The 22,909-nt window shown below is 43.2% G+C and carries 25 protein-coding genes; 8 read left to right on the forward strand and 17 right to left on the reverse strand.

The window, feature by feature from the left end; translation table 11 throughout:
• Positions 1-104 precede the first annotated feature (104 nt).
• Positions 105-524, reverse strand: coding sequence for a VOC family protein (locus tag E1160_RS07030; protein WP_155154368.1), 420 nt, complete (start codon positions 522-524; stop codon positions 105-107).
• A gap of 164 nt (positions 525-688) precedes the next feature.
• On the opposite strand from E1160_RS07030, the gene E1160_RS07035 reads away from it, so the two are divergent.
• Positions 689-1,252 carry a DNA-3-methyladenine glycosylase I gene (locus tag E1160_RS07035; RefSeq protein ID WP_155154370.1) on the forward strand — a complete coding sequence of 188 codons (564 nt, stop codon included), beginning with the start codon at positions 689-691 and terminating at the stop codon, positions 1,250-1,252.
• A gap of 3 nt (positions 1,253-1,255) precedes the next feature.
• Entirely contained in the window at positions 1,256-1,840 is a 585-nt protein-coding gene (locus E1160_RS07040) for a TetR/AcrR family transcriptional regulator (protein ID WP_155154371.1), read from the forward strand.
• Between the two features lies 1 nt (position 1,841).
• On the opposite strand, the gene E1160_RS07045 is transcribed toward E1160_RS07040, so the two are convergent.
• The 8 genes from E1160_RS07045 to E1160_RS07080 form a co-directional block, all read right to left on the reverse strand.
• Positions 1,842-2,252, reverse strand: a complete 411-nt coding sequence (locus tag E1160_RS07045) for a VOC family protein (RefSeq protein ID WP_235914068.1) — start codon at positions 2,250-2,252, stop codon at positions 1,842-1,844.
• 62 nt (positions 2,253-2,314) lie between these two features.
• Complete coding sequence (gene rbfA, locus E1160_RS07050) at positions 2,315-2,743, reverse strand: 30S ribosome-binding factor RbfA (protein WP_155154373.1); 429 nt, start codon at positions 2,741-2,743, stop codon at positions 2,315-2,317.
• A 75-nt stretch (positions 2,744-2,818) separates the two neighbouring features.
• Entirely contained in the window at positions 2,819-5,419 is a 2,601-nt protein-coding gene (gene infB, locus E1160_RS07055; protein ID WP_155154375.1) for a translation initiation factor IF-2, read from the reverse strand.
• Between the two features lies 1 nt (position 5,420).
• A complete protein-coding gene (locus E1160_RS07060) occupies positions 5,421-6,125 on the reverse strand; it encodes an RNA-binding protein (RefSeq protein ID WP_235914069.1) in 705 nt (234 codons plus the stop codon).
• Positions 6,126-6,175: 50 nt separating this feature from the next.
• Entirely contained in the window at positions 6,176-7,747 is a 1,572-nt protein-coding gene (gene nusA / locus E1160_RS07065) for a transcription termination factor NusA (protein ID WP_155154376.1), read from the reverse strand.
• A gap of 88 nt (positions 7,748-7,835) precedes the next feature.
• Positions 7,836-8,363 carry a ribosome maturation factor RimP gene (gene rimP / locus E1160_RS07070; protein ID WP_155154378.1) on the reverse strand — a complete coding sequence of 176 codons (528 nt, stop codon included), beginning with the start codon at positions 8,361-8,363 and terminating at the stop codon, positions 7,836-7,838.
• Between the two features lie 264 nt (positions 8,364-8,627).
• Entirely contained in the window at positions 8,628-9,245 is a 618-nt protein-coding gene (locus E1160_RS07075; protein ID WP_155154380.1) for a LysE family translocator, read from the reverse strand.
• Between the two features lie 91 nt (positions 9,246-9,336).
• A complete protein-coding gene (locus tag E1160_RS07080) occupies positions 9,337-10,227 on the reverse strand; it encodes a LysR family transcriptional regulator (protein WP_155154382.1) in 891 nt (296 codons plus the stop codon).
• Between the two features lie 109 nt (positions 10,228-10,336).
• Between E1160_RS07080 and E1160_RS07085 the strand changes: the two genes are divergently transcribed.
• Complete coding sequence (locus E1160_RS07085; RefSeq protein ID WP_155154384.1) at positions 10,337-10,774, forward strand: cupin domain-containing protein; 438 nt, start codon at positions 10,337-10,339, stop codon at positions 10,772-10,774.
• A gap of 16 nt (positions 10,775-10,790) precedes the next feature.
• Here E1160_RS07085 and trmB read toward each other — a convergent pair whose 3' ends face one another.
• The 4 genes from trmB to E1160_RS07105 form a co-directional block, all read right to left on the reverse strand.
• Positions 10,791-11,516 (reverse strand): tRNA (guanosine(46)-N7)-methyltransferase TrmB, encoded by a 726-nt coding sequence (gene trmB, locus E1160_RS07090; RefSeq protein ID WP_155154385.1) that lies wholly within the window; start codon positions 11,514-11,516, stop codon positions 10,791-10,793.
• 95 nt (positions 11,517-11,611) lie between these two features.
• Entirely contained in the window at positions 11,612-12,784 is a 1,173-nt protein-coding gene (metK, locus tag E1160_RS07095) for a methionine adenosyltransferase (protein WP_155154387.1), read from the reverse strand.
• A 185-nt stretch (positions 12,785-12,969) separates the two neighbouring features.
• Complete coding sequence (locus E1160_RS07100) at positions 12,970-13,455, reverse strand: DUF6194 family protein (RefSeq protein ID WP_155154389.1); 486 nt, start codon at positions 13,453-13,455, stop codon at positions 12,970-12,972.
• Entirely contained in the window at positions 13,445-13,786 is a 342-nt protein-coding gene (locus E1160_RS07105; RefSeq protein WP_155154391.1) for a hypothetical protein, read from the reverse strand. Before E1160_RS07105 ends, E1160_RS07100 begins: the two co-directional genes overlap by 11 nt.
• A 123-nt stretch (positions 13,787-13,909) precedes the next feature.
• On the opposite strand from E1160_RS07105, the gene E1160_RS07110 reads away from it, so the two are divergent.
• The gene (locus E1160_RS07110; RefSeq protein ID WP_155154393.1) at positions 13,910-14,494 is read left to right on the forward strand and encodes a TetR/AcrR family transcriptional regulator; all 585 of its coding nucleotides are present in this window, start codon (positions 13,910-13,912) and stop codon (positions 14,492-14,494) included.
• Between the two features lie 36 nt (positions 14,495-14,530).
• On the opposite strand, the gene speB is transcribed toward E1160_RS07110, so the two are convergent.
• The 3 genes from speB to E1160_RS07125 form a co-directional block, all read right to left on the reverse strand.
• Positions 14,531-15,499 carry an agmatinase gene (speB, locus tag E1160_RS07115; protein WP_155154395.1) on the reverse strand — a complete coding sequence of 323 codons (969 nt, stop codon included), beginning with the start codon at positions 15,497-15,499 and terminating at the stop codon, positions 14,531-14,533.
• Between the two features lie 99 nt (positions 15,500-15,598).
• Positions 15,599-16,483 carry a LysR family transcriptional regulator gene (locus E1160_RS07120; RefSeq protein WP_155154396.1) on the reverse strand — a complete coding sequence of 295 codons (885 nt, stop codon included), beginning with the start codon at positions 16,481-16,483 and terminating at the stop codon, positions 15,599-15,601.
• A 3-nt stretch (positions 16,484-16,486) separates the two neighbouring features.
• Positions 16,487-17,389 (reverse strand): LysR family transcriptional regulator, encoded by a 903-nt coding sequence (locus E1160_RS07125; protein WP_155154398.1) that lies wholly within the window; start codon positions 17,387-17,389, stop codon positions 16,487-16,489.
• 185 nt (positions 17,390-17,574) lie between these two features.
• Between E1160_RS07125 and E1160_RS07130 the strand changes: the two genes are divergently transcribed.
• From E1160_RS07130 to E1160_RS07145, 4 genes are all read left to right on the forward strand, one after another.
• Entirely contained in the window at positions 17,575-18,126 is a 552-nt protein-coding gene (locus E1160_RS07130; protein ID WP_155154400.1) for a carboxymuconolactone decarboxylase family protein, read from the forward strand.
• A gap of 61 nt (positions 18,127-18,187) precedes the next feature.
• Positions 18,188-19,768 (forward strand): 2Fe-2S iron-sulfur cluster-binding protein, encoded by a 1,581-nt coding sequence (locus tag E1160_RS07135; RefSeq protein WP_155154401.1) that lies wholly within the window; start codon positions 18,188-18,190, stop codon positions 19,766-19,768.
• A gap of 12 nt (positions 19,769-19,780) precedes the next feature.
• Entirely contained in the window at positions 19,781-20,296 is a 516-nt protein-coding gene (locus E1160_RS07140) for an HPP family protein (protein WP_155154403.1), read from the forward strand.
• Positions 20,297-20,404: 108 nt separating this feature from the next.
• Positions 20,405-20,653, forward strand: coding sequence for a PnuC protein (locus E1160_RS07145; RefSeq protein ID WP_155154405.1), 249 nt, complete (start codon positions 20,405-20,407; stop codon positions 20,651-20,653).
• Between the two features lie 52 nt (positions 20,654-20,705).
• Here the strand turns inward: E1160_RS07145 and E1160_RS07150 are convergent, their stop codons facing one another.
• A complete protein-coding gene (locus tag E1160_RS07150) occupies positions 20,706-22,781 on the reverse strand; it encodes a methyl-accepting chemotaxis protein (RefSeq protein ID WP_155154407.1) in 2,076 nt (691 codons plus the stop codon).
• Positions 22,782-22,909 lie beyond the last annotated feature (128 nt).

Below are 22,909 nucleotides of genomic sequence, written 5' to 3' on the forward strand. Positions count from 1 at the left end.
TCGTCGATGATAATCATTATATTTCATTATACTATTTAAAATTGAACCTCGATCCATAGATAAGGACCGAGGTTATAGAAGTATTCGAACATTCATTTTTAGGTTTAAGCTGATAACGCCGTATATTGCTCCTGGAATTCTGCAGATGGCGGGATCAACTTGATCACATCAATCATGGCCCCGGCCGGATCAGTCATAATGAAATGACGTTGTCCCCAATCTTCATCTCTCAATTCAAGCTTGATCGACATATTGGCAGCTTTCATTTTGTCATAGAAATCGTCTACATCTTCAACTTCAAAATTCAGAATTATACCTTGGGCCTGTTGACGTAGCATCTCTGGTACGGATGGATGATCCGATTTTACAAAAGCCAAATTTATATGCGGCTGTTCTTTCATAGTTAGATGCACATACCAATCACTGTCAAAGCCAACTTCAAAACCAAAATGAGTTTGATAGAAGTCAGACATTTCCTGCACGTTATTCACACATAGAACCGGATAGTAACTAGAGATTTTCATAATTTCCTCCTGTAAATCTCGAAATTTCATCTTATAGACAGATTGTCTATATATTATTTATAGACAATCTGTCTATATGTCAATATGCTAATTTTTAGTTTCATATCTGGATGAAAAATGCCAGAAAAATGGCGCTGATTTTAGCGTTAGGAAATGAGTGTAAAATGAAGAGATGCGGCTGGGCGGAATCTAATCCGTTAGAAACAAAATATCATGACGAGGAATGGGGCGTGCCTGTTCACGATGATCGGCTTTTGTTTGAGATATTGGTTTTGGAAGGTATGCAATCCGGATTAAGCTGGGCAACCATCCTTGCCAAAAGATCAGGCTACCAAGAAGCTGTTGATAATTTCGATGCCGCCAAAATTGCCACCTATGGGGAAGATAAAATTCAAGCCTTGCTGCAGGATGAGCGTGTGGTTCGCAATAAATTAAAAGTGAATGCGATCATCAGCAATGCCAAAGCTTTCCTGAAAATACAGAAAGAACATGGAAGCTTTGATACCTATATCTGGTCCTTCGTGAAGCATGAACCTATCATTAATAACTGGCAGAAAATTGAAGATGTACCGGCTGTCACACCAATCGCGGAAGACATGAGTAAGTCACTCAAAAAACAAGGCTTCAAATTTGTCGGACCAACCACCTGTTATGCTTTCATGCAAGCGGTCGGCATGGTGAATGATCATCTCGTAGATTGCTTCCGGTATCACGAGGTTCAGAAATAAGAGATGAACAAACCTGTCGGTAAAAATAAAGAGAATTTGGAACGTACACGAAAACATCTGATCGACGTGGCGACAGATTGTTTTGCCACATATGGGTTTCGCAAAACGTCTACGACCAAGATTGTAGAAGCGGCAGAAAGTTCACGTGGATCTCTTTATCATCATTTCAAAGATAAGGTCGATATCTTCAAAGCTGTTTATGACAGTTTAGGGGAGAAGATGGGTGAGATTGTGGAAGGCTATGCCACAAAAAACGAAGATCCCCGCACAGACCTGATTGAAGGTTGTGTCGCTTATCTTCATGTCTTTGTTGATGCCGCTTTTGCCCAGGTGATATTAATTGATGGACCCAATGTCCTAGGTTGGGATTATTGTCGATCCCAAGACGAGGAATCCGCCTATGCCGCCTTATTATATGGGGTAGAGGTTAATCAAAGCTCCAAAGAAAATGCAAAATATATCGCCGATTTCCTTTCGGGTGCCTTGGATAGCTATGCCTTGAAAATTGCCACCGCCGAAAATCGCGAAGCAGCCTTTCATAAATATGCAGATGCCTTTCGCAAGATATCTGACCAGATATTGGACTAGATTATAGCTTAGTCCATACGGCAAGTTCATAGCCCTCAGGATCGGTAAACTGAAACCTCTTACCACCGGGGAATTCAAAAATCGGGACTGAGATCTGGCCACCAGCTTTTGTAATATCGGACATAACTTCTTCCAGATCATCCGCATAAAGCACAACAAGTGGACCACCAAGAACCACATCTTCGGGCTTCATCAAGGCAAAGCCACCCTTCATCTTACCGTCATTAAATTCACAATATTCCGGCCCATAATCGGTAAAGGTCCAGCCAAAGGCCTCCCCATAAAAGCTTTTGGCCCGTTCGATATCTGTGACATTCAGTTCCACATAATTGATACGACGATCATCATCATGATCCTCGATACCAAGCATATCCGTCACCGCATCAACAACTTCTTCGATAATTTCATCCATAAAAAAGGCTCCTTCCCGCAACTGGGAGGAGCCTATCAAAAAGAGTCAGACCAATCTAGAAATTAATCTTCAAAATCATCTTCATCATGACCTTTTGCCACATCGGCTTGCACAACAGGGTTACGCAATAGTGCATCCACATGAGAACCTTCATCGAAGCTTTCGTCATATTGGAAAGAAAGACGAGGCGCATATTTCAAATGAACTGATTGTGACACCTGGGTTTTCAAATACACAGCCGCACCACGCAAAGCTTCCAGCACTTGATCACGTGGCACACGGTCTTCACCACCCAATGGCACGATAAAACATGTGGCGTTGCGCAAGTCAGGGCTGGCACGCACTTCAGTCACCGTCAGATTTGCTTTTTGCAAGATCGGGTTACGAAACTCACCACGCATGATAATCGAAGACAACGCATGGCGGATTTCTTCGCCAACCTTTAATTGGCGTTGCGAACGACCTACACCAGAACGATTTTTATGTGCCATTTTACAATTTCCAAACTTAAACAAGAAGAGGGAGAGTATGACACCCTCCCCCTAAACGCATATGAAGATATGTGATTAAAGTTCGCGTGCGATTTCTTCAATCTCAAAGGCTTCGATCACGTCGCCAGCTTTGATATCTTCGTAATTTTCGAATGCCATACCACATTCATAACCGGATTGAACTTCCTTCACATCGTCTTTGAAACGACGCAAGGTTTTCAATGTGCCTTCATGGATCACAACGTTATCACGCAACAAGCGTACTTTCGCGCCACGTTTCACCATGCCTTCAGTCACATAACAACCACCGATCTTACCGGCTTTGGTAATGTTGAAGACTTCGCGAATTTCAGCATAACCCAAGAAGTTCTCACGAACTTCAGGTGCCAACATACCGCCAAGAACTTTCTTCACGTCATCAATCATATCATAGATCACGGAATAGTAACGGATGTCTACGCCATCGCGACGGGCCATATCACGAGCTTGCGGATTTGCACGCACGTTAAAGCCCATACATACACCACCTGTGGACGCGGCCAAAGTCACATCAGACTCTGTCAAACCACCAACAGCACCATGAAGGACACGTACTTTCACTTCGTCATTGGCAAGTTTCTCTAGAGACGCTGTAATCGCCTCCAAGGACCCTTGTACGTCGGTCTTGATCACCACAGGCATTTCTTTAATTTCACCTGCTTTAATCTGACTGAACAATTGATCCAAGCTGCTCATGCCTTGTGTCACAATTTGCTTCGCCGCTTTCGCCTTGCGTTGACGATATTCAGCGATCTCACGTGCTGTTGCCTCATCATCTACAACGGCGAAATCATCACCTGCAGATGGTGTTCCTTGGAAACCGAGGATTTCCACAGGTACAGATGGACCAGCTGTTTTGATCTTACGACCTTTGTCATCCAACAAGGCACGAACACGACCAGATTCACCACCCGCGACAAAGATATCGCCGACAGAAATTGTACCACGTTGGATCAAGACAGTTGCAACAGAACCACGGCCTTTTTCCATACGTGCCTCAACAACCGCACCTTCAGCTTTACGATCAGGATTGGCTTTTAATTCCAGAATCTCCGATTGAAGAAGGATATGTTCTTCCAAATCATCAAGACCTGTACGTGCTTTCGCAGAAACTTCTACACATACAATCTCACCACCCATATCTTCCGGGATCAAATCATTTTCCAGAAGTTGAGTTTTAATACGCATTGGGTCAGCTTCAGGCTTATCACATTTGTTGATCGCAACAATGATCGGCACTTCCGCTGCTTTGGAATGGGCAATCGCCTCTTTGGTTTGTGGCTGGATACCATCATCCGCCGCAACAACCAAAACTACGATATCTGTTACAGACGCACCACGCATACGCATTTGTGTGAAGGCTTCGTGACCCGGTGTATCAAGAAATGTAATTTGATCACCAGACGCCATCTCAACCTGATAGGCACCAATATGCTGGGTAATACCGCCAGCTTCACCAGCTGCCACATCAGTTGCGCGCAACGCATCCAACAAGGATGTTTTACCATGGTCAACGTGACCCATAACAGTCACAACTGGGGCACGGGAAACCATATCAGCTTCATTATCCGCTTCACCAACCAAGATATCCTCGACATCGGATTCCGCAACACGAACAATTGTGTGACCAAATTCTTCGATCACCAATTCCGCTGTATCTGGATCGATAGATTGGTTTTGTGTTGCCATCACGCCCATTTTCATCAAAGACTTGATCACATCACCTACACGTTCCGCCATACGGTTTGCCAGTTCAGCAACCGTAATGCTTTCAGGTACTGTCACCTCACGAGAGATTTTCTCGTTACGGTTACGCATGTCCTGTGCTTGTAGCTTTTCTTTTTCACGACGGCGTTTTACCGCGGCTAAAGATTGCGTACGTGGTTGGCCCTCATCACCATCCAACGCCTGTGTAATCGTCAATTTACCTTGACGACGACGTGGCTCACCGCGACTAGCACGGGATGGCTGAGGTGCTGCTTGTGTTTTCTTCTCTACAGGTCTCTTCTTCGGCCCGCGATTAGCACCACCGGCGTCATCAGCAACCACCGCTGCTTTAGGTGCCGCTTTATTTTCTTTAGGTGCAGATTTTGACCCAGCCGCTGCTTTTTCAGCGTCACGTTTCTTTTCTTCTTCGGCCAATTGACGGGCTGCTTCTTCTTCAGCGGCACGTTTTGCTTCCATTTCAGCTTTCATTTTTGCTTCAACTTCGGCACGAGCTTTTTCAGCTTCTGCGTCTTTGACCTTTTGCTCTTCTTCTTCCTTACGACGTTCTGCAGCTTCTTTCGCACGACGATCAGAATCTTCACGTTCTTTGCGTAGACGCTCTTCTTGTTCCGCTGCGCCTGCCAACGCTTTCATACGTGCATCACGTTCAGCATCAGATAAACCATCCATTGCTGGTGAATAGGTTGCCGCAGATGTCGACGCCTTACCGCCTTCTTCCACGGCACGCATCTTACCACTTGCACCACGTTCAAATGTACGTTTGCGTTTCACTTCAACAGTCACGGTCTTGGAACGGCCATGGCTAAAGCTTTGCTTAACTTGACCAGTTTCTACAGTCTTCTTCAGTTCAAGCCGACCTGGCTTGTCCAGAGTTAATTTAGAACCGCCTTTATTTTTGTCGTCGCTCATTTTAACCTTCTTCCTTGATGCCTGCTTCCTTACGGAAACCCGCCAACCGTGCCGTATCGGCCTTTAAACTGTCTGTTAAGCCCCCCGGCAACAGATAGGCATGTATCACCATATCTCGCCCGAAAGCCATTCCGATTTCTTCTGCATCCAAGACATCCGAAACCGGTGTTTTTAACGCAACAGCCAGTTGTCCGACCTTGCGTTTTCCATCATCTGCCCCATCACGGGCTGCTAAAACCAATCCTGCCGCCGGTCGCGCTTCGGCTTTTAGGGCTGAACGCACCTTTTCAAAACCGACTATGGCCTGTCCCGCACGATTTGCTAAAGACAGGCTCTCGCTGCAACGGCGAACCAACAGTTTTTCCAATTGTGCAACAAAATCATCCGAAATGATAACTTTGCTACGCGCTGCCTTAGCGAATAATCCGCGTTTAGCTGCTTGACCCAGTAAATCTGACGATGCACTCGCCCACATACCACGTCCCGGTAAAACTGCTTTCAGATCCGGCACCAAAGCCTGATCAGGCCCCAATACAAAACGGATCATCTCTGATTTTAATTTACGTTCCCCAGATACCAGACATTTCCGCATGGGATCTGTCTTTTGTTTCTTGGAACGTTTTCCAGCTACATCCGGACCATCATCCAAACAATCAGCTGAAATTTCCGCTTCTGTTGTTTCGCTTTCCATATTCTGATCAGACATGTTCAAGTTCTTCCAACAGAAGCGTTCTATCCTAAAGCAAAGTTGCTAAATTAAGCGTCTTCACCTTCTTCAGAAGCAGCCGCACGCATTTCGTCCAACTCTTCTTGTGTAAACCAACCAGCAGCCACACGCGCTTCCATAATCAAGTCGCTTGCTTCTGCTTCAGTCATTGGGAATTTACGCAAGATACCATCTTCTTTGTCAGTCAACTCATCTGCGGCCAAATCCGCGAAATCATCTAAGGATTTCACATCAGCTTCACCAAGTGCCACCAACATTGCTGGTGTCAATGCTTCAACATTGCTCAGATCATCTGCGATACCCAGTTCAACACGACGCGCTTCTAGACGCGCAGATTCTGCTTCCAAGAAGTTACGTGCACGATTACGAAGTTCTTCAGCCAACTCTTCATTGAAACCTTCAATACCTGCCAATTCTTCAACAGGTACGAAGCCAACTTCCTCAACGGAAGTGAAACCTTCGGTCACCAACAAACGTGCAATCACTTCGTCTACGTCTAATGCATTCATGAAAGAGTCAGAACGTTCAGCAAATTCAACTTGGCGCTTCTCAGACTCTTGTTCTTCGGTCATGATATCGATATCCCAACCGGTTAACATGGACGCCAAACGTACGTTTTGTCCACGACGACCAATCGCAAGGGATAGTTGCTCATCAGGAACAACAACTTCCATCTTACCTGTTTCTTCGTCCATCACGATTTTAGAAACTTCAGCTGGTGCCAACGCATTTACCACGAAGGAAGCTTCGTCTTCGGTCCATGGAATGATGTCGATTTTCTCGCCTTGAAGTTCAGCCACAACAGCCTGAACACGAGAACCACGCATACCTACACAAGCCCCTACAGGGTCGATAGATGTGTCATTGGAAATCACACCCATCTTCGCACGGGAACCCGGATCACGGGATACAGATTTAATTTCAATTACGCCATCATAAATTTCTGGTACTTCCTGCGTAAACAAAGCCGCCAAGAATTGCGGATGTGTGCGCGATAGGAAGATTTGCGGACCACGTTGTTCTTGACGAACATCATGGATATAGGCGCGGATACGATCACCACGTTTGAAATGTTCACGTTGAATCACTTCGTCACGGCGCAAGATGGCTTCTGCGCGACCCAAATCAACAGTTACGTTACCAAATTCAATACGCTTAACAACGCCATTGATGATTTCACCAACACGATCTTTATATTCTTGATACTGACGCTCACGTTCAGCTTCACGAACTTTCTGTACGATAACCTGTTTCGCTGTCTGTGCTGCAATACGGCCGAAATCAATCGGCGGCAATTCATCAACAATAAACTCACCTGCAGTCGCATTTGGCATGAAACGCAAAGCTTCTTTCAAAGAAATCTGTGTCGCTTCATCTTCGACTTCGTCTACGATCTCTGTGTAACGCGCTAGTTTGATTTCACCGTTTTTACGGTCAATCTCTGCGCGGATATCGTGATCATGACCATATTTGGAACGACCTGCTTTTTGAATAGCTTGCTCCATCGCTTCCAAAACATGTTCGCGATCGATGCTCTTTTCCCGTGCTACTGCGTCAGCCACTGCCAACATATCTGTGCGGGTAATCGTAACACCTTCCATCGTACTTCATCCGTTTTCTAGCTGTCGTCCACTAAAGAACTGTCACAGCGGTTAGCCAATACCAAAGAGCGCTCACTTAGATTAAGGATTACTCTTCATTCTTCTCTGCTTGCGCTTCATCAAAAGCTTTCTTAGAAGCTTCCATCAAAGCATCGGACATTACTAATTTTGCCCGATCAATATCATCATATGGCAAAGCGATTTCCACCAATTCACCCTGATGATCAATTTCTAGATGAACATCGTCATCAACCATGCCCAAAAGTTTTCCACGGAAACGTCTTTGATTTTCAACAGCATATTTCAGCTCGATCTTCGCTTCATAACCAGCGAAACGGGCATAATCCCGTTGACGAACCAAAGGACGATCAATACCCGGTGAACTAACCTCTAAATTGTAAGCTTTCTCAATCGGGTCTTCCACATCCAGAATAGCGGACACGGCACGGCTAACAGTTGCACAATCTTCAACATCCACAGGCTTTTCATCCAACCGATCAATCATAATTTGAACGGTGACAGTTTCCTTACCGGACATTTGAATACGCACGATAAAATATCCCAAATCTTCAAGGGAGGGTGCGATCAATTCTTCAACTTGCGTTACAGCCGCCATGGCTACTCCTTCAACTATACCATCAATAACGCTCTAAACCTAGCTTCTTCGCCACTTTCAGCGATTTGCCTTTAGAAGTTTTCACTTGATTTAGGCAATAAAAAAGGCGGGCCTTGGCCCACCGTCAACATCGTTGCCTCAAGGCACGTTATTAAGGTTGCGCTCTATATAAGGGAAAGCCTCAAAAATATCAAGTAAAATCTTGTCTATAAGAATAGCAGCCAAATATGACAGATTCCTTGCACCCCATGTTATTGGCGAAATCTAGCTACGTGTTGCCAAGAAAGCACCGGCTCCCACCATAATGGAACCTGCCGAACGATTAAGTTTTCGCATGGCGGATTGGGATTGAAACCAGCGTCGCGCTTGGGAGGCAAAAATCGCAATCACCATCAACCCAATCATTAATCCCACTAAAGTTAAAACAGAAGCCAGCACAATATCCTGCGTGGTTAAGACCGTTAAATCCATAAAGGTTGGCAAGAAAGCAATATAGAACAGGATCACCTTGGGATTTGAGGCAGAGATCAAAAAGCCCTGCACAAAGCTCATGACATGGCCTTTTTTGTTATCTTTTGCAGATAATCCGTTCAGATCAACAGGTGCAGTCCACATTTTATAGCCAAGATAAATCAGATAAGCTGCTCCAACAAAACGAATGATCGTAAAGAGCTCCCCCCAATGTTGGGCAATTGTCGCCAAACCAAAGCATGCTGCCACCAGATAAAACACATCACTCACCGACATGCCTAAAGAAAGCATCACGCATTGACCAGCCCCCTTGGTTAAGGCACGCGCAAGAATAGCAAAAATACCCGGGCCAGGCGTCACACTAAAAATCAAAACAGCAATAAAAAATGAAACCGCACTTTCAAAAGACATCGTCACACATCCATATTTCCATTAACCACACTCACCTTATAACGCGCGGTTAATTTCAAATACAAGTGACGAATTGTATCAGATACAATTCCTAAACAGCAAAGGCTTGATAGACATGATCTAAAAACAATCTCACTCGTCTTGGCTGTAAATCGCGACTTGGATACACTAGATAGATACCAATTTTTGGGAATTCTACATCTAACGAAATTTGCCTCACCAAACCTTCATTAATCATATCTTCAGCCATTATTCTAGGCAAAAGCCCCACACCCATCCCTCTCTTAATCGCCTCTTTATGCGATTGCGTATGGTTTACAACCATCTTCCATGGTTGTCGAATTTTCCGAATACCCTTTGCAGTCAAAACTGGCCACCCATCCCCGATCTTAGATGCCCCAAAGCTAATACAATCATGGCTTGATAGATCTTCCAAGTTCTCCGGCTCCCCTCTTTTCATCAAGTAACTTGGTGCAGCCAACAAAACAAACTCTGTTTCACCAAGCTTTCTAATAATCAGACTGCTATCCTCCAGAGCAATTGCCAAACGGATGGCGATATCGGTACCCTCTGCCACAAAATCTGTTTTTGCATTATCCAACAACAAATCAAAAGTGACATCAGGATATCGAACTCGAAAGGATTCAATCAAATCTAAAAGATATGGAATAGCAAGTCCTTCAGGTGCAGACAGTCGAATAATGCCACTTGGATCTCGCTTCTCTTTATTTGAAATATTCTGTTCCAAAGTAGCAACTTGATCAAGCGCATCGCGACAACCTTTATAATAACGTCGCCCTTCATCCGTCACTTCCATAGATCGCGTTGTACGGCTCAGCAACCTCAACCCCAATAGGTTTTCCAAATCAGCTACATGACGCCCTACAATAGCAGGCGTTACACCCTGATCATCCGCTACCGCCGCGAAACTACCTAATTCAACCACACGGCAAAATAATGCCATTTTCTTTAATTTATCCATTCGATACTTTTTATCATTTCAATTGATATTTCAATATTAATTATATTTATTTGAGTATCGCTTATATTTTCTCTTAGACCCATTTCAGGATTATAGAAGGAAAATAAAAATGCGTGCTAAACATACAAATAAATCTGAGGTAGAGACCTTCAAATCAGAAGGCGGCGAAACAACCGCTTTTTTACTAACGTCCCAAGACACTGATAAACGAGTCACGATATCCGAAAGTGATTTGCCTGCAGGAAATAGTGCGCCCTGGCATTACCATGATTTCGATGATGAAATTTTCTATATCATCTCAGGAGAAGTTGAATTCGGTGTAAATGAAGATGTAATAGTTGCCAAACCTGGCGACATTATCATGGCAGGCCCAAAAGTACACAGACGTTTTACAGCACTTAAAGACAGTCGCTTTTTAGTCATCAATGCCCCAGGCGGACCCGCCGAAGCATTTATCAAAGATATTTTTTCACTAGATGGTAATATTACTCAATCTGACGAAACGCGTTTCGCAACCAGATATGGTATCCATTTAGTAAAAAAATAATCTACCTGATATTCTTTCATCGTGTTTTTCGCATAAAGCGCAGGTAATGCGGGTTACCCGCCAAAGCTTTTTGTTCATAGCGGGTTGCAGGCCAATCATCACGACGATTATACCAATCTTTTGGACCTTCATCGATCCAGTCCAGATTTTCCGAAGCCATTAAATGCATCATCGCCCAACGCACATATTGTTTATGATCACTTGCCAAACGAAATTCGCCACCATCCCGAAGAAGACGTTCAAATTTCGGAATATTATGCGGCCCGACAAAACGACGTAAACGATGTTTGTATTTCGGCCATGGATCAGGAAAAAGAACAAAGATCTTCGACAAACAGCCATCCGGAAGTTTATCCATGATTTGTCTCGCATCATCAGAATGCACGCGCACATTTGCCAGTTTCTCATCTTCCAGATGGACCAATAAACGTGCCACACCATTGATAAACGGCTCACAACCGATGATACCTACATGGGGATTATTTTGGGCCTGCCATGCCAGATGCTCCCCAGAACCAAATCCGATTTCCAACCAATATTCTTTTTTCTCTTCCCCAAAAACTTGCGCCAAATCGATTTGATCCACGGAAGTATCTACACCAAGAGTTGGAAGAACCTCATCCACCAATTGCTGTTTCTTGTCATTCAATGTACGCCCATGACGACGTCCAAAGAATTTAATCTCATTCGGATTTTGCTCAGAATATAAAGGGTTTTTAGTTGGATCATATTTATCCGTCATTGGGCCCGGCCTTCTTCCTTTTATAACAGGACACATAAAATTATGGCCCCGAGAATACCCGAGGCCATATTTATTTTCAATTTTGAAACTGTCTTTTAGATTGCCGCTTTAAGAGCGTCAACCAAATCTGTTTTCTCCCAAGAGAAGTGACCAGCTTCTGTCGGTGTACGACCAAAGTGACCATAAGCAGAAGATGGCGCATAAATTGGACGGTTCAAACTCAAATGTGTACGGATACCACGTGGGCTTAAATCCATCGCTTGTTGAACAGCAGCTGCGATTTTCTCATCCGCAACCGTACCTGTGCCATTTGTATTTACGTAAACAGATAATGGCTTGGAAATACCGATCGCATAAGAAACCTGAATCACACAAGACTCAGCCAATTCAGCCGCAACCACGTTTTTCGCCAAGTAACGTGCTGCATAAGCCGCAGAACGGTCAACCTTGGTTGGATCTTTACCAGAGAAAGCACCACCACCATGAGGCGCTGCACCACCATATGTATCAACAATGATCTTACGACCAGTCAAACCAGCATCCCCATCCGGGCCACCAATTACGAAGCGACCTGTCGGGTTTACATAAAATTCATCTGCTGGGCACATCCAACCTTCTGGCAATACTTTCTCAACATGGGAACGTACTAATTCACGCAATGCGTCTTGTGGCATGCCTTCGTTATGTTGTGTGGATACAACGATAGATGTGGCACGAACAGGTTTACCATTTTCATAAGCCAATGTTACCTGAGATTTCGCATCTGGACCCAAACCACTTGCTGCATCCGCATGGCGATGTTCCGCCAAACTGCGCAAAATACGGTGGGAAAGATCGATTGGTGCCGGCATCAAACTTTCTGTTTCACGACATGCGTAACCAAACATGATACCTTGGTCACCCGCACCTTCTTCCGTGTCAGTACCCGTACCTTCGTCAACACCCTGCGCAATATCCACAGATTGATCGTGGACCAGACAATCAACATTCATATTCGCCCAATGGAAACCATCCTGCTCATAACCGATTTCTTTTACTGCTTGGCGTGCAACCTCAATCATTTCCGCTTTGGTGACTTCTTCTTTACAACGAACTTCACCAGCCAAAACTAATTGTTGTGTTGTTGCCAATGTCTCAACAGCAACACGTGCTTCTGGGTCTTTACCCAAAAACAAATCAACAATGCCATCAGACACACGGTCACAAACTTTATCTGGATGTCCTTCAGATACAGACTCACTTGTGAATAGGTAATTACCATTTGCCATTTTCGGGATATCTCCAAAAAACTCCATTTTTTCCATCACTTCATTCATCAGTCAAAAATGGATATATAAACTTTTCTTTATCTGTTTCGTCTTTTGACAGTTTTTACCGAACAGGTCAACCGAAATATCGAATTTTGTGCGATATTTCGGACATACCCAATCCACATCCTATTAAAGAAATATTTTTACTTCCCCTGCTGAAATTTCTTCTTTGCAATGATCACAGCCCCCTCTATCTCTTGCTTAAGACCATCGAAAGTCTCATGAGTTGGATTAATAACTCCAATCCAATTCATCCAACCATAGACAGGATGCGGCATAATTGTGTTTATCTGTGTAAAGTCATGCCCAGTTTCCACCACCCCACCTGCGCTAGGCCTTAATGGTTTTGAACCAAAGCGAGCAGCAAAAGATTTGGGACCAACCCCAATGTTTAAACGATATAGATTGCCTCTGTTTAATTCAGAGGCACGATCATTTTCACCATCTCTTTCTTTAAAGGATAAAACATAAACACCCTTGGGAAGTTTACTTCCCGGGTTATAGAATAAGGCGCGCTCCCCCCAATTTTCCGATAAAACAAGTCCCTCATATGTTGACAACATATAGTCAACAATATCTTCAATAGATGCTGTTAACGATTGCTTATCATTAAGTTGGTCACTGGGCATGCTGTACTTCTCTTTTTAAAAATCTTGAGCAACATGCAGCTACCACCCCAAGGATAATCGCAACCACCAACATTGGTATCAACATATCCTGCATGGCTTGTATGAACACAAACTCTATCATCCATGGGCTATTTAAGAAAATTGCCACCAAAATACCCTTCAATAAAAAATTCATTTTTAAATTTACCACATGAATGACCCAACCAACTGCCATCCAGAATAGTAATGCTTGCACCAACATAGCACCTGAGATTGGCAAACCTGACATCCAAAACAGCAAGCAATCCAGTCCACCAATCACCAAACCAATAATCAATCCTTGAATATGCATTTCTTTCTCCAATTTATTTCAGAACGATAGGTGATAAATATCGCATCACAAAATTATTGCAACATTTTTCTGAACGATAAGTGATTTATTGTGTTATAAAATTTAATGTGTTAAGAAATATTTATGGGTAGAAAAAAGACATATGACAGAGCCGAAGTCCTTGAAAAAGCGATGGCTCTTTTTTGGCAACTTGGTTATGAAGGTGCGCATCTAAGCAAACTTGTTGAAATCACAGGTTTGAACAGATTTGGGCTATATAAAGAATTTAATGGAAAAATGGGACTATTCGAAGAAGCCTTGGAGCTTTATTTGGCACGCGCCAAAATACATTATGATAATTGCCTCAAAAAAGATTTAAGTGGGTTGGAAGCCATCGAAACATACTTCAAATCCATAACCTATGATCCTGAATATCATGGCTGCTTCATGATCAATAGCATGATTGAAAGAAATTTGATTTCTGAAAATGGGTTTCAACAGGTGATGGATTTAAAAGAATATATCCGTGTCCTTTTCATGCAAAATATTGAAATCGGACAAAGAAACGCTGAAATCTCAACACAAACCGAGCCAGAAATTATCGCTGATCATTTATTATCTCTGGATCAGGGGCTTTCTATTTTTGGAATTGGCTCACCGGATAACGAAAGATTACAAAAAATAATCGCCTTCAATATGGACCAGCTCAAAGCAAAAGGCCCAACCTAAAAGCTGAACCTTTCTATCTCACTTATATACAGTAATCTATTGTCCTTTTGGACGAAGGTTTCGGGCGTGGAAAACGTAACCGATCAAATTCATCAAAACCTGCGCAGCCAGAATACTTGTCGTGCCTGTTTGATCATAATCCGGGGCCACCTCACATAGATCAATTCCGACAACTTCACCCATATGTGCCACACCCTGTAAAATTTCCATCACTTCATAATATAGGAAACCACCATGACTAGGTGTACCCGTGCCAGGCGCAATAGAGGGATCAAAACCATCAATATCAATGGTGATATAGTAATTCACACCTTTTGGGATCAGATCCAACACCCCTTGCACGCCGAGTTTACGAACCTGACGCACAGAAAGAATGGTTGACCCAGCATCACGTGCTGCTTGATGATCATCTCTATTAGATGAAGACACATTACGAATGCCTAATTGCGTCATCCCAGTAATATGATCTTGCTCAGACGCACGACGGATCGGATTTCCGTGACCAAAACGTACGCCATGACGTTCATCCACAAAATCAAGATGTGCATCAATTTGAATGATATGAAGAGGCCCCTTACCTTCAAAGGCGCGAATGATAGGAGCATTTACGGAATGATCGCCTCCAACAACAACAGGTAAAGCACCAGATTCCAGAATTTTACGAACACCATACTCAATATTAGCGTGGCTTTTTTCAGTATCGGTATGCACCATATCTGCATCCCCGATATCCACCATATTGACGCCATCCATATACATTACATCATCTTCATGATCATAAGCACCACCATGACCAAAGGAAAATAATGTAGAAGCTTCACGCACACCACGTGGCCCCATACGCGCACCTGATCGCCATTGGGTTCCACAATCAAATGGCGCACCCATAAAGGCCACATCGGCCTTAATATTGTCCCAGTCTTCGCAAATTGGGCTTTTCGCAAAGGTACAAAATCCAACGAATGGCAGGTTCAATCGACCTTTATCATATGTATTGTCACTCATTTCCTGATCACCCTTTCATATTGTTTAAGCGTTTCTACAAACAATATGACAGGAAATTATACATCAAAAAATATGAATTATATTATGCTTACATTACATTTATTTATATAATTGAATTTCCAAATCTTCGACGAATAGTTTAACGATCTGTTGCATAGAGGGTGCTTTTCGGATGGCCAGCTGAATTTCTGACTGCCAGTTTAACCCCAAATGATCCAAACTTCGCATCTCCCCCTTATCCACCCAGGTCTTTGCATAATGAACGGGTAAAAAACCCATAAAGCGCCCGCTTATAATTAAATGTGCCAAAGCTTCCATATTTGAAACAAAGGCCGGATTTGGGCTTTTGCGAAAATGAAATAAGTCTGTTGTTTGTAGATAACTTCTTGATGCGATGGAATAATCTTCTAAGGTCTCAAGATTAATTTCATCATCTTTCATCTCAAACAATGGATGTGCTTTTCCAAGATAAAATTTATGATCTTCCATATAAAGATATTGATAATCAATCGCCTGATGTTTCTGTGCAAATATACTGATGGCAATATGAATGTTACCGCTTAACAACTCTCTCTCCAGATAATCTGGGGATAAGGTTTTAAGGGATAATCCAACTTCATTTTCACGCGCATAAAATCGGTTAATCGCTCTTGCCAAGGGGGATTGGGGATCCGTGACCGTACTATCAATAACCCCAATACGTAGTTCTCCGGTTAATTTATTACGCAACTCCCCTAAATCCGCATCAAAATCAGAAATGGCATTTAGCATCTCCCGACATTTGCGATAGGTGATCTCCCCTTTTTCCGTTAGACGAAAACCGCTACGCCCACGATGGCATAGCTGGAAGCCAAGACGAATTTCAAAATCGCGAATATGGGTTGATATAGCTGGTTGGCTCATTCCTAAAACAGTTTGGGCACCGGAAAAACCACCATATTCCACAACGGTGCAGAAGGTTTGCATATGTTTAACAGAATGCATGTTTTACCCCTCCAAATCCGTATTATCCCGGAGATGCGTGACCATATAATCCACAAATGCTCTAACTTTCGCCGACGCCATTCGACCTTCCTGATGCACCACATGAATAGGGATACGGTCTTGTTCAAACTCTTCAAGAATGGTTTTTAAACTTCCATCCTGAAAATATGGAATAACCTGATAAGAAAGCAAACGGGAAATCCCGCCCCCACGTTTAACTGCCTCAATAACCGCATCATTTGTATTCATCCTCAATTGCGGCAAAATTCCAACCCGGAACTCTTTACCATTTTCAACAAAAGGCCATTCTTGACCAGCCCCCATCGCCATGGATTGGACAACTCGATGCGATTTCAAATCTTTCGGATGCTGCGGAATACCATTATTTTTCAAATAATCAGGTGATGCAAACATAACCCGCCTGACATACCCAACACGAATGGCCGTCAATGATGAATCCGGTAGTTCACCAATACGGATGGCAACATGCATACCTTCATCCATCATATTCACTACTCGATCCACAAATAAGGTTTCTGCAGATACTTCGGGATATTCTAGTAAAAATTCATTCAAAACTGGTGTCACAAAATAACGCCCAAACAGAACGGGGGCAGTCACCCTCAACAAGCCTTTGGGTGTTGCATGCGTTCCTATGGCCGCGAGTTCTGCTTCTTCCAAATCGACAAGAATACGCTGACTATCCTCAAAGAAACGTTCCCCACTTTCTGTTAAACGAACAGAACGGGTCGTTCGGGTTAACAAACGTGTTCCCAGTCGATCTTCCAATGTGGAAATCGCGCGAGTTGCAGCAGGTGGTGATAAATTCAAAGCACGTGCAGCGGCAGCAAAGCTGCCTGTTTCCACCACTTTGACAAATACTTGCAGACTATGGAAACGATCCATTTAATTATTCCGATTATCGTAATAGTAACTTATCAAAAACAGATATTAACACATTTATAGGAATTAACTATATTTTTTCCTGTGAACGGCAGGTTGCCTCTTAATCCCCTATATCCCCCGAATACTAAGGTATCTTCCGTTCACAAACTAAATAGCTACAACTTTAAATTCAAAGGAGTAAATAAATGTCTCGTATATCTATTGTTACACAAGAAACCGCCGATTCAGATCAAAAAGAGCTATTAGATGCGATCCAAAATAAACTGGGGATGGTGCCAAACTTTTTGAAAATCTTGGCGCATTCACCGGATGCCTTAAAAGCTTTCCTTGGATTACATGGTATTGCAGAAACAGGTTCTTTAAGTGCCCAAACCCGTGAGCGTATTGCACTTGTTATCGCACAAGGGAATTCATGTGAATATTGCCTCTCTGCCCATAGCGCTATTGGTAAGAAAGCAGGCCTAAGCAATAGCGAAATAGAAGCTAACCGTAACGGCACATCCCAAGATGCAAAAGCTGCGGCGGCTGTTGAATTTGCCAAAGCTTTGAACACCCATATGGGTGATGTAACACAAGCGGAGTTTAACGCGGTGCGCGAAGCAGGATACAGTGACTCTGATATTGTCGAAATCATCACGCATGTCGGCATGAATATTTTGACAAACTTGATTGGTAAGGCGACACATGTAGATATCGATTTTCCAAAAGTGTCACTTGAAAGCAATCAGGCTGCTTAAAGTTAAAACATATTTCTGGGCTCATTTATATAGAGAAAAATGAGCCCTTAGGAGATTTATCATGGCTCGAAAATTTGCAGAAATCACCTTCACCGCCTCAGTGAAAGCCGCACAAGAGAAATATGGCAGCCGTCAGTCAAATCAAGGTTTTGAAGTTATGGAAACAGGACCAGATTTAATCTCATCAGTTGAAGCTGAATTCATTCATGCCCGTGACGGGTTTTATCAAGCAACTGCCAATGCAGAAGGTTGGCCCTATGTGCAGTTTCGCGGCGGCCCAAAAGGTTTTTTGCGCGTGATTGATCAACAAACCCTCGGCTATGCGGATTTTCGTGGCAATGTCCAATATCTTTCCGTTGGAAATATTGGAGAAAATGATCGTATTGCTTTAATCCTGATGGATTATGCCAATCGTCGACGTCTTAAAATCTGGGCGCGTGCATCCATTGTAGAATATGACGATAATCCTGAACTTATTTCAAAACTGGAAATCCCAACATATCGTGCACGCGTAGAACGCGGTATTATTTTAAAGGTGGAAGCCTTTGATTGGAATTGCCCGCAACATATCACCCCACGGTTTACCGAAGATGAAATCAATCAACTCATCACCCCAATGCAACAACGCATCGACGAGTTAGAAAATAATAGAAAAACAAATACTCAAACCAAAAGTCTGGGTTGGGGCGAGTTGAAAATAGAAGTAACAGGTATCCGCCAATTAACGCCAGATGTGCGGGCTTATGAGTTTCGTCGTCCCGATCGGTCTGACTTGCCTGCAGTCAGCGCAGGGTCACATCTGACCATCCCCGTGGAAATGACAGATGGCCAAATCGTCGATCGCACCTATTCCGTCGCAAATAATCCCAACCGTCGTGACATTTATGAAATCGCGGTCTTAAAAGAAAAGGATGGGCGTGGGGGGTCCAAAGCAGTCCATGATAAACTTCAATTAGGCTCAATCCTTAATATTGACCTACCTAAGAATACCTTTCCGCTTCATGAGGAAAAAAGACCAACCATTTTAATTGCGGGCGGTATTGGTATCACCCCTATTAAATCAATGGCACAGGAATTACGTCGTCGACGTCACCGTTTCGAACTTCACTATGCTGCGCGATCTCGTCGTCATATGGCTTATCGCAATAAACTGGAGCTTGAATTGGGAAATGATCTACATCTTTATCCGCTAGACGAGGATAAAATGTTAGATATCCAATCCCTCCTTAAGAACGCCCAGAAGGAGACGGAATTTTATATTTGTGGTCCGCAAGGTTTGATCACCGCTTTTGTTGATATGGCTGAAACAATCGGCTTTCCGAAAGAGCAAATCCACTACGAATTGTTCAAAAATTCAACAAATACCGAACATAATACCGCATTTGATATCTATCTTGAAAAATCAGATAAATACCTTCATGTGGCAGAAGATCAAAGCATCCTTGATGCCATGTTAGATTCTGGTTTACAGCCGCAATTTGGTTGCACCACAGGGGGATGTGGACAATGTGCCGTAAAAGTCTCTCAAGGTGAAATCGATCACAGAGATTTAGCACTGTCAGATCAACAAAAGGAAAAAGAAAACTTGATCTGTATCTGTGTATCCCGTGCCAAAAGCAAACAGTTGGTCCTAGACGCATAAAGGAGATATAAGATGAAAGATATTTCTTTGAAAGTTCCTTTTTGGAAATCACGGGAACAAATCCCTGCACGCCCTAGTTTGAAAGTCGCGTGTCTATCGGGCTTAGGTGCTATGCTGGGTATTTTGGGTTTGAGTTTCACATCCAAAATCATGGAGATGCCATTGCTTATGGCGCCATTTGGTGCGTCTTGCTTCCTAATTTTTGCCTTACCTGCAAGCCCATTAGCGCAACCGCGAAATGTCATATTTGGACATTTCTTCTCAACCATGATCGGGCTGTTAATGTTCAATATTTATGGAGACAACCAAATTGCTATGGGAATCGCAGTCGGTTTAGCCGTGTTCATCATGCTGATTACCCGCACAGGTCACCCACCTGCAGGCGCGGATCCAATCGTCATTTTCTTGGTTCAACCAGGTTGGCATTTCTTAATCCTGCCAACTTTGATTGGCGCAATCGGTCTCGTTCTCATTGCATTGATCTTTAACAATTTAAGGCCAAATATAAGATATCCGACATATTGGTAATAAAAGGGGCAGATTTTTCTGCCCTTATTTTTGTTATTTCATGAAACTGTCTTAAAACTTCGCTAAGTAGACGATCTTTTCTCTTACAATTTCATCTGCAGGAATAATATGGAACAGCTTTTCACCCATTATGGGGTTGATTGGGTTGCGATGACCCTAAGTGTACTTGGTGCCTATATGTTGGGAAATAAAAATCAATATGGGTTTATTGTTTTTGCCATTTCGAATGTAATGTGGATTTTCCTCGGCCTCACTTGGATGACCAGTATCGGTATGGCGATCGGTAATTTGGTTTTCTGCTTGATCAATTTACGTGGATATTGGAATTGGCGCCAGCAGAAACTAGCCAACGCATAAAAAATGCCGACAGAAATTCTGTCGACATTCTCTTTTATTATGAACATCTTAGCTATGTACGCGTACGCATATCTTCCAAGAACACATTTACTTCGGATGAAAGTTGATCTGCGCGCTGGCCCAGCTCTTCCATCACCTCAGCCATAGATGAAGCGGCTTGCCCGACATCTTTTGCTTCTTCAGATACATCACGTAATGCGGATTCAACCTCACTGGTACTACCGGAAGCTTCTTGCGCCCCGCGTGCAATTTCCTGCGTCGCCGAAGCTTGTTCTTCAACCGCCGAAGCCACAGAGGTTGTGATTTCATCAACATTTGAAATTGTTTCACGAATTTCTGAAATCGCAACGACAGTCTTATTGGTAACAGCCTGCATATCACTCACTTGTGCGGCGATTTCTCCTGTTGCATTTGCCGTTTGATTAGCAAGGGATTTTACTTCATTTGCGACAACCGCAAATCCTTTACCCGCATCACCCGCACGTGCCGCCTCAATGGTTGCATTCAACGCCAGAAGGTTAGTCTGTTCTGCAATATCATTAATCAAACCTACAACTTGACCAATATTGGCTGCGGTTTCAGATAATGCTTCTACCGTCTGGTTCGTATCATCCGCTTTGGATGCAGCATCACGGGAAATACCCGCGACTTCCGCAATACGATGCGAAATTTCATCTACAGATGCAGATAATTCTTCCGCAGATGCCGCCATGGTTTGCACATTCATGGTTGCATTTTCCATAGACCGGGAGACAACCCCCATGCGGTTCATACTACTTTCCGCATTCGCAGTAACCTGACCTGTATTTGATTTAGCAGATGATACGCCCTCCAACACATAATCCGAAATGGATGTGATAGATTTTTCAAAATCATCAGCTAATTTCAACATGCTGGCACGTCGTTCCTCCGCATTTCTCTTTTCCAGTTCTTCATGCTGTGTCTGAAGACGTTTATTTTCCTGCATACCATCTTTGAAATGGTTAAGCGCACGGGCCATATCCCCGATCTCATCCTCGTCATTCAAAGAAGGAATATCAATACTGGTATCACCTTTCGCAAGCTTATCCATCAAACCTGTCATCACGCCAATTGGTTTTGCGACGCCCGACCCAACGAAATAATAAACTGTCGCACCAAGAAGAATTGCAATCAACGCAATAATAATAATGAAGTTACGCGTTTCATTCGCTTTCTCAAAGACTTTAGATGTCGGCGCATGAATAACCAAAGCCCAGTTTTCATCAGTGCCAAAGTTAACCGGAACACTGATCATATTATAGGAAACGCCATCAAGCACACCATTACTGATAACCGTTTCACCAGTCACAACTTCTTTTAAGATACCCTGATAGAGTTTTTCTTCCGCTAATGTGCCTAACTTAGATGTATCTGAATGGGCAACCCATTGACCATCATGACTCATTAAATACGCAAACCCTTCTTCATATGGTCTTACTTGCGATACAATTTCCACGATGTCATCCAAGGACGTATCAATGGTAACGATACCAATTGCCTTGCCTGAAGTATTTTGGATTGGAATAGAAGCTGTGGTCATTAATACGTCCACTCCTTCTACTGGATAAATATAAGGCGGTGTAATCAAGCTGCGATTTTCTCGAACAGGGCGATCGTACCATTCACCTGTTCCTGCCTCAGGGCTCATATCCAATGCTTCAACACCAACACCAGTTGCTGTATTAAAGAAATAAGGGACATAACGACCCGTAGCATCTGAATATTTACCACCCTTCATACTCGCATCATCGCCATTAAACTGATTTGGCTCCCACGCAGTTGTGGACCCCACATATTGAGGATTGGCAGCAACAACACCACTTGCAGTTTCTGCCACATTTTCGGGCGTGTGTAACTTTTTAGCTTGCAATCCTTCGATAGATGAAGCCAAGACTTCCGCGGTGATAACAGCTTGACCTAATTGCTTCTCGATATTTTCGGCAGCCTCTCGTGCAAGCGTCTTGATAATCTTTTCACTATCTTCCTCAGCCATATTATTCAGCTGATAGGTTGCAAAAAAACCAAGCAAGGCACTGGCAACAACAATCACTGTTACACCAGACGCAACAATCCTTCCCCGCAACGTTTTAAATGGTAATTTGATCATAATCCTATATCCTCATCATCGAGTTATTTTTGTTCTTTATTTCCCTCAAATCACACTATAATCGCGAAATTAAAATTTAGTAAATTTATTTTTAGTTTAATTTGTAACCATAAAAACAGCACAGGGTC

This window comes from Curvivirga aplysinae (assembly GCF_009711445.1).
Classification (GTDB): Bacteria; Pseudomonadota; Alphaproteobacteria; order UBA8366; family Aestuariispiraceae; genus Curvivirga; species Curvivirga aplysinae.

Coding starts and splice junctions, on each gene's coding strand:
- E1160_RS07080 (WP_155154382.1), bottom strand. CDS start 10,227: ATGGATAAATTAAAGAAAATGGCATTATTTTGCCGTGTGGTTGAATTA.
- trmB (WP_155154385.1), bottom strand. CDS start 11,516: ATGACGGATAAATATGATCCAACTAAAAACCCTTTATATTCTGAGCAA.
- E1160_RS07130 (WP_155154400.1), top strand. CDS start 17,575: ATGTCTCGTATATCTATTGTTACACAAGAAACCGCCGATTCAGATCAA.
- nusA (WP_155154376.1), bottom strand. CDS start 7,747: ATGGAAGGTGTTACGATTACCCGCACAGATATGTTGGCAGTGGCTGAC.
- E1160_RS07035 (WP_155154370.1), top strand. CDS start 689: ATGAAGAGATGCGGCTGGGCGGAATCTAATCCGTTAGAAACAAAATAT.
- E1160_RS07100 (WP_155154389.1), bottom strand. CDS start 13,455: ATGCCCAGTGACCAACTTAATGATAAGCAATCGTTAACAGCATCTATT.
- speB (WP_155154395.1), bottom strand. CDS start 15,499: ATGAGTGACAATACATATGATAAAGGTCGATTGAACCTGCCATTCGTT.
- rimP (WP_155154378.1), bottom strand. CDS start 8,363: ATGGCGGCTGTAACGCAAGTTGAAGAATTGATCGCACCCTCCCTTGAA.
- metK (WP_155154387.1), bottom strand. CDS start 12,784: ATGGCAAATGGTAATTACCTATTCACAAGTGAGTCTGTATCTGAAGGA.
- E1160_RS07040 (WP_155154371.1), top strand. CDS start 1,256: ATGAACAAACCTGTCGGTAAAAATAAAGAGAATTTGGAACGTACACGA.
- E1160_RS07125 (WP_155154398.1), bottom strand. CDS start 17,389: ATGGATCGTTTCCATAGTCTGCAAGTATTTGTCAAAGTGGTGGAAACA.
- E1160_RS07030 (WP_155154368.1), bottom strand. CDS start 524: ATGAAAATCTCTAGTTACTATCCGGTTCTATGTGTGAATAACGTGCAG.
- E1160_RS07120 (WP_155154396.1), bottom strand. CDS start 16,483: ATGCATTCTGTTAAACATATGCAAACCTTCTGCACCGTTGTGGAATAT.
- E1160_RS07140 (WP_155154403.1), top strand. CDS start 19,781: ATGAAAGATATTTCTTTGAAAGTTCCTTTTTGGAAATCACGGGAACAA.
- rbfA (WP_155154373.1), bottom strand. CDS start 2,743: ATGGCACATAAAAATCGTTCTGGTGTAGGTCGTTCGCAACGCCAATTA.
- E1160_RS07060 (WP_235914069.1), bottom strand. CDS start 6,125: ATGTCTGATCAGAATATGGAAAGCGAAACAACAGAAGCGGAAATTTCA.
- infB (WP_155154375.1), bottom strand. CDS start 5,419: ATGAGCGACGACAAAAATAAAGGCGGTTCTAAATTAACTCTGGACAAG.
- E1160_RS07045 (WP_235914068.1), bottom strand. CDS start 2,252: ATGGATGAAATTATCGAAGAAGTTGTTGATGCGGTGACGGATATGCTT.
- E1160_RS07145 (WP_155154405.1), top strand. CDS start 20,405: ATGGAACAGCTTTTCACCCATTATGGGGTTGATTGGGTTGCGATGACC.
- E1160_RS07075 (WP_155154380.1), bottom strand. CDS start 9,245: ATGTCTTTTGAAAGTGCGGTTTCATTTTTTATTGCTGTTTTGATTTTT.
- E1160_RS07135 (WP_155154401.1), top strand. CDS start 18,188: ATGGCTCGAAAATTTGCAGAAATCACCTTCACCGCCTCAGTGAAAGCC.
- E1160_RS07085 (WP_155154384.1), top strand. CDS start 10,337: ATGCGTGCTAAACATACAAATAAATCTGAGGTAGAGACCTTCAAATCA.
- E1160_RS07110 (WP_155154393.1), top strand. CDS start 13,910: ATGGGTAGAAAAAAGACATATGACAGAGCCGAAGTCCTTGAAAAAGCG.
- E1160_RS07150 (WP_155154407.1), bottom strand. CDS start 22,781: ATGATCAAATTACCATTTAAAACGTTGCGGGGAAGGATTGTTGCGTCT.
- E1160_RS07105 (WP_155154391.1), bottom strand. CDS start 13,786: ATGCATATTCAAGGATTGATTATTGGTTTGGTGATTGGTGGACTGGAT.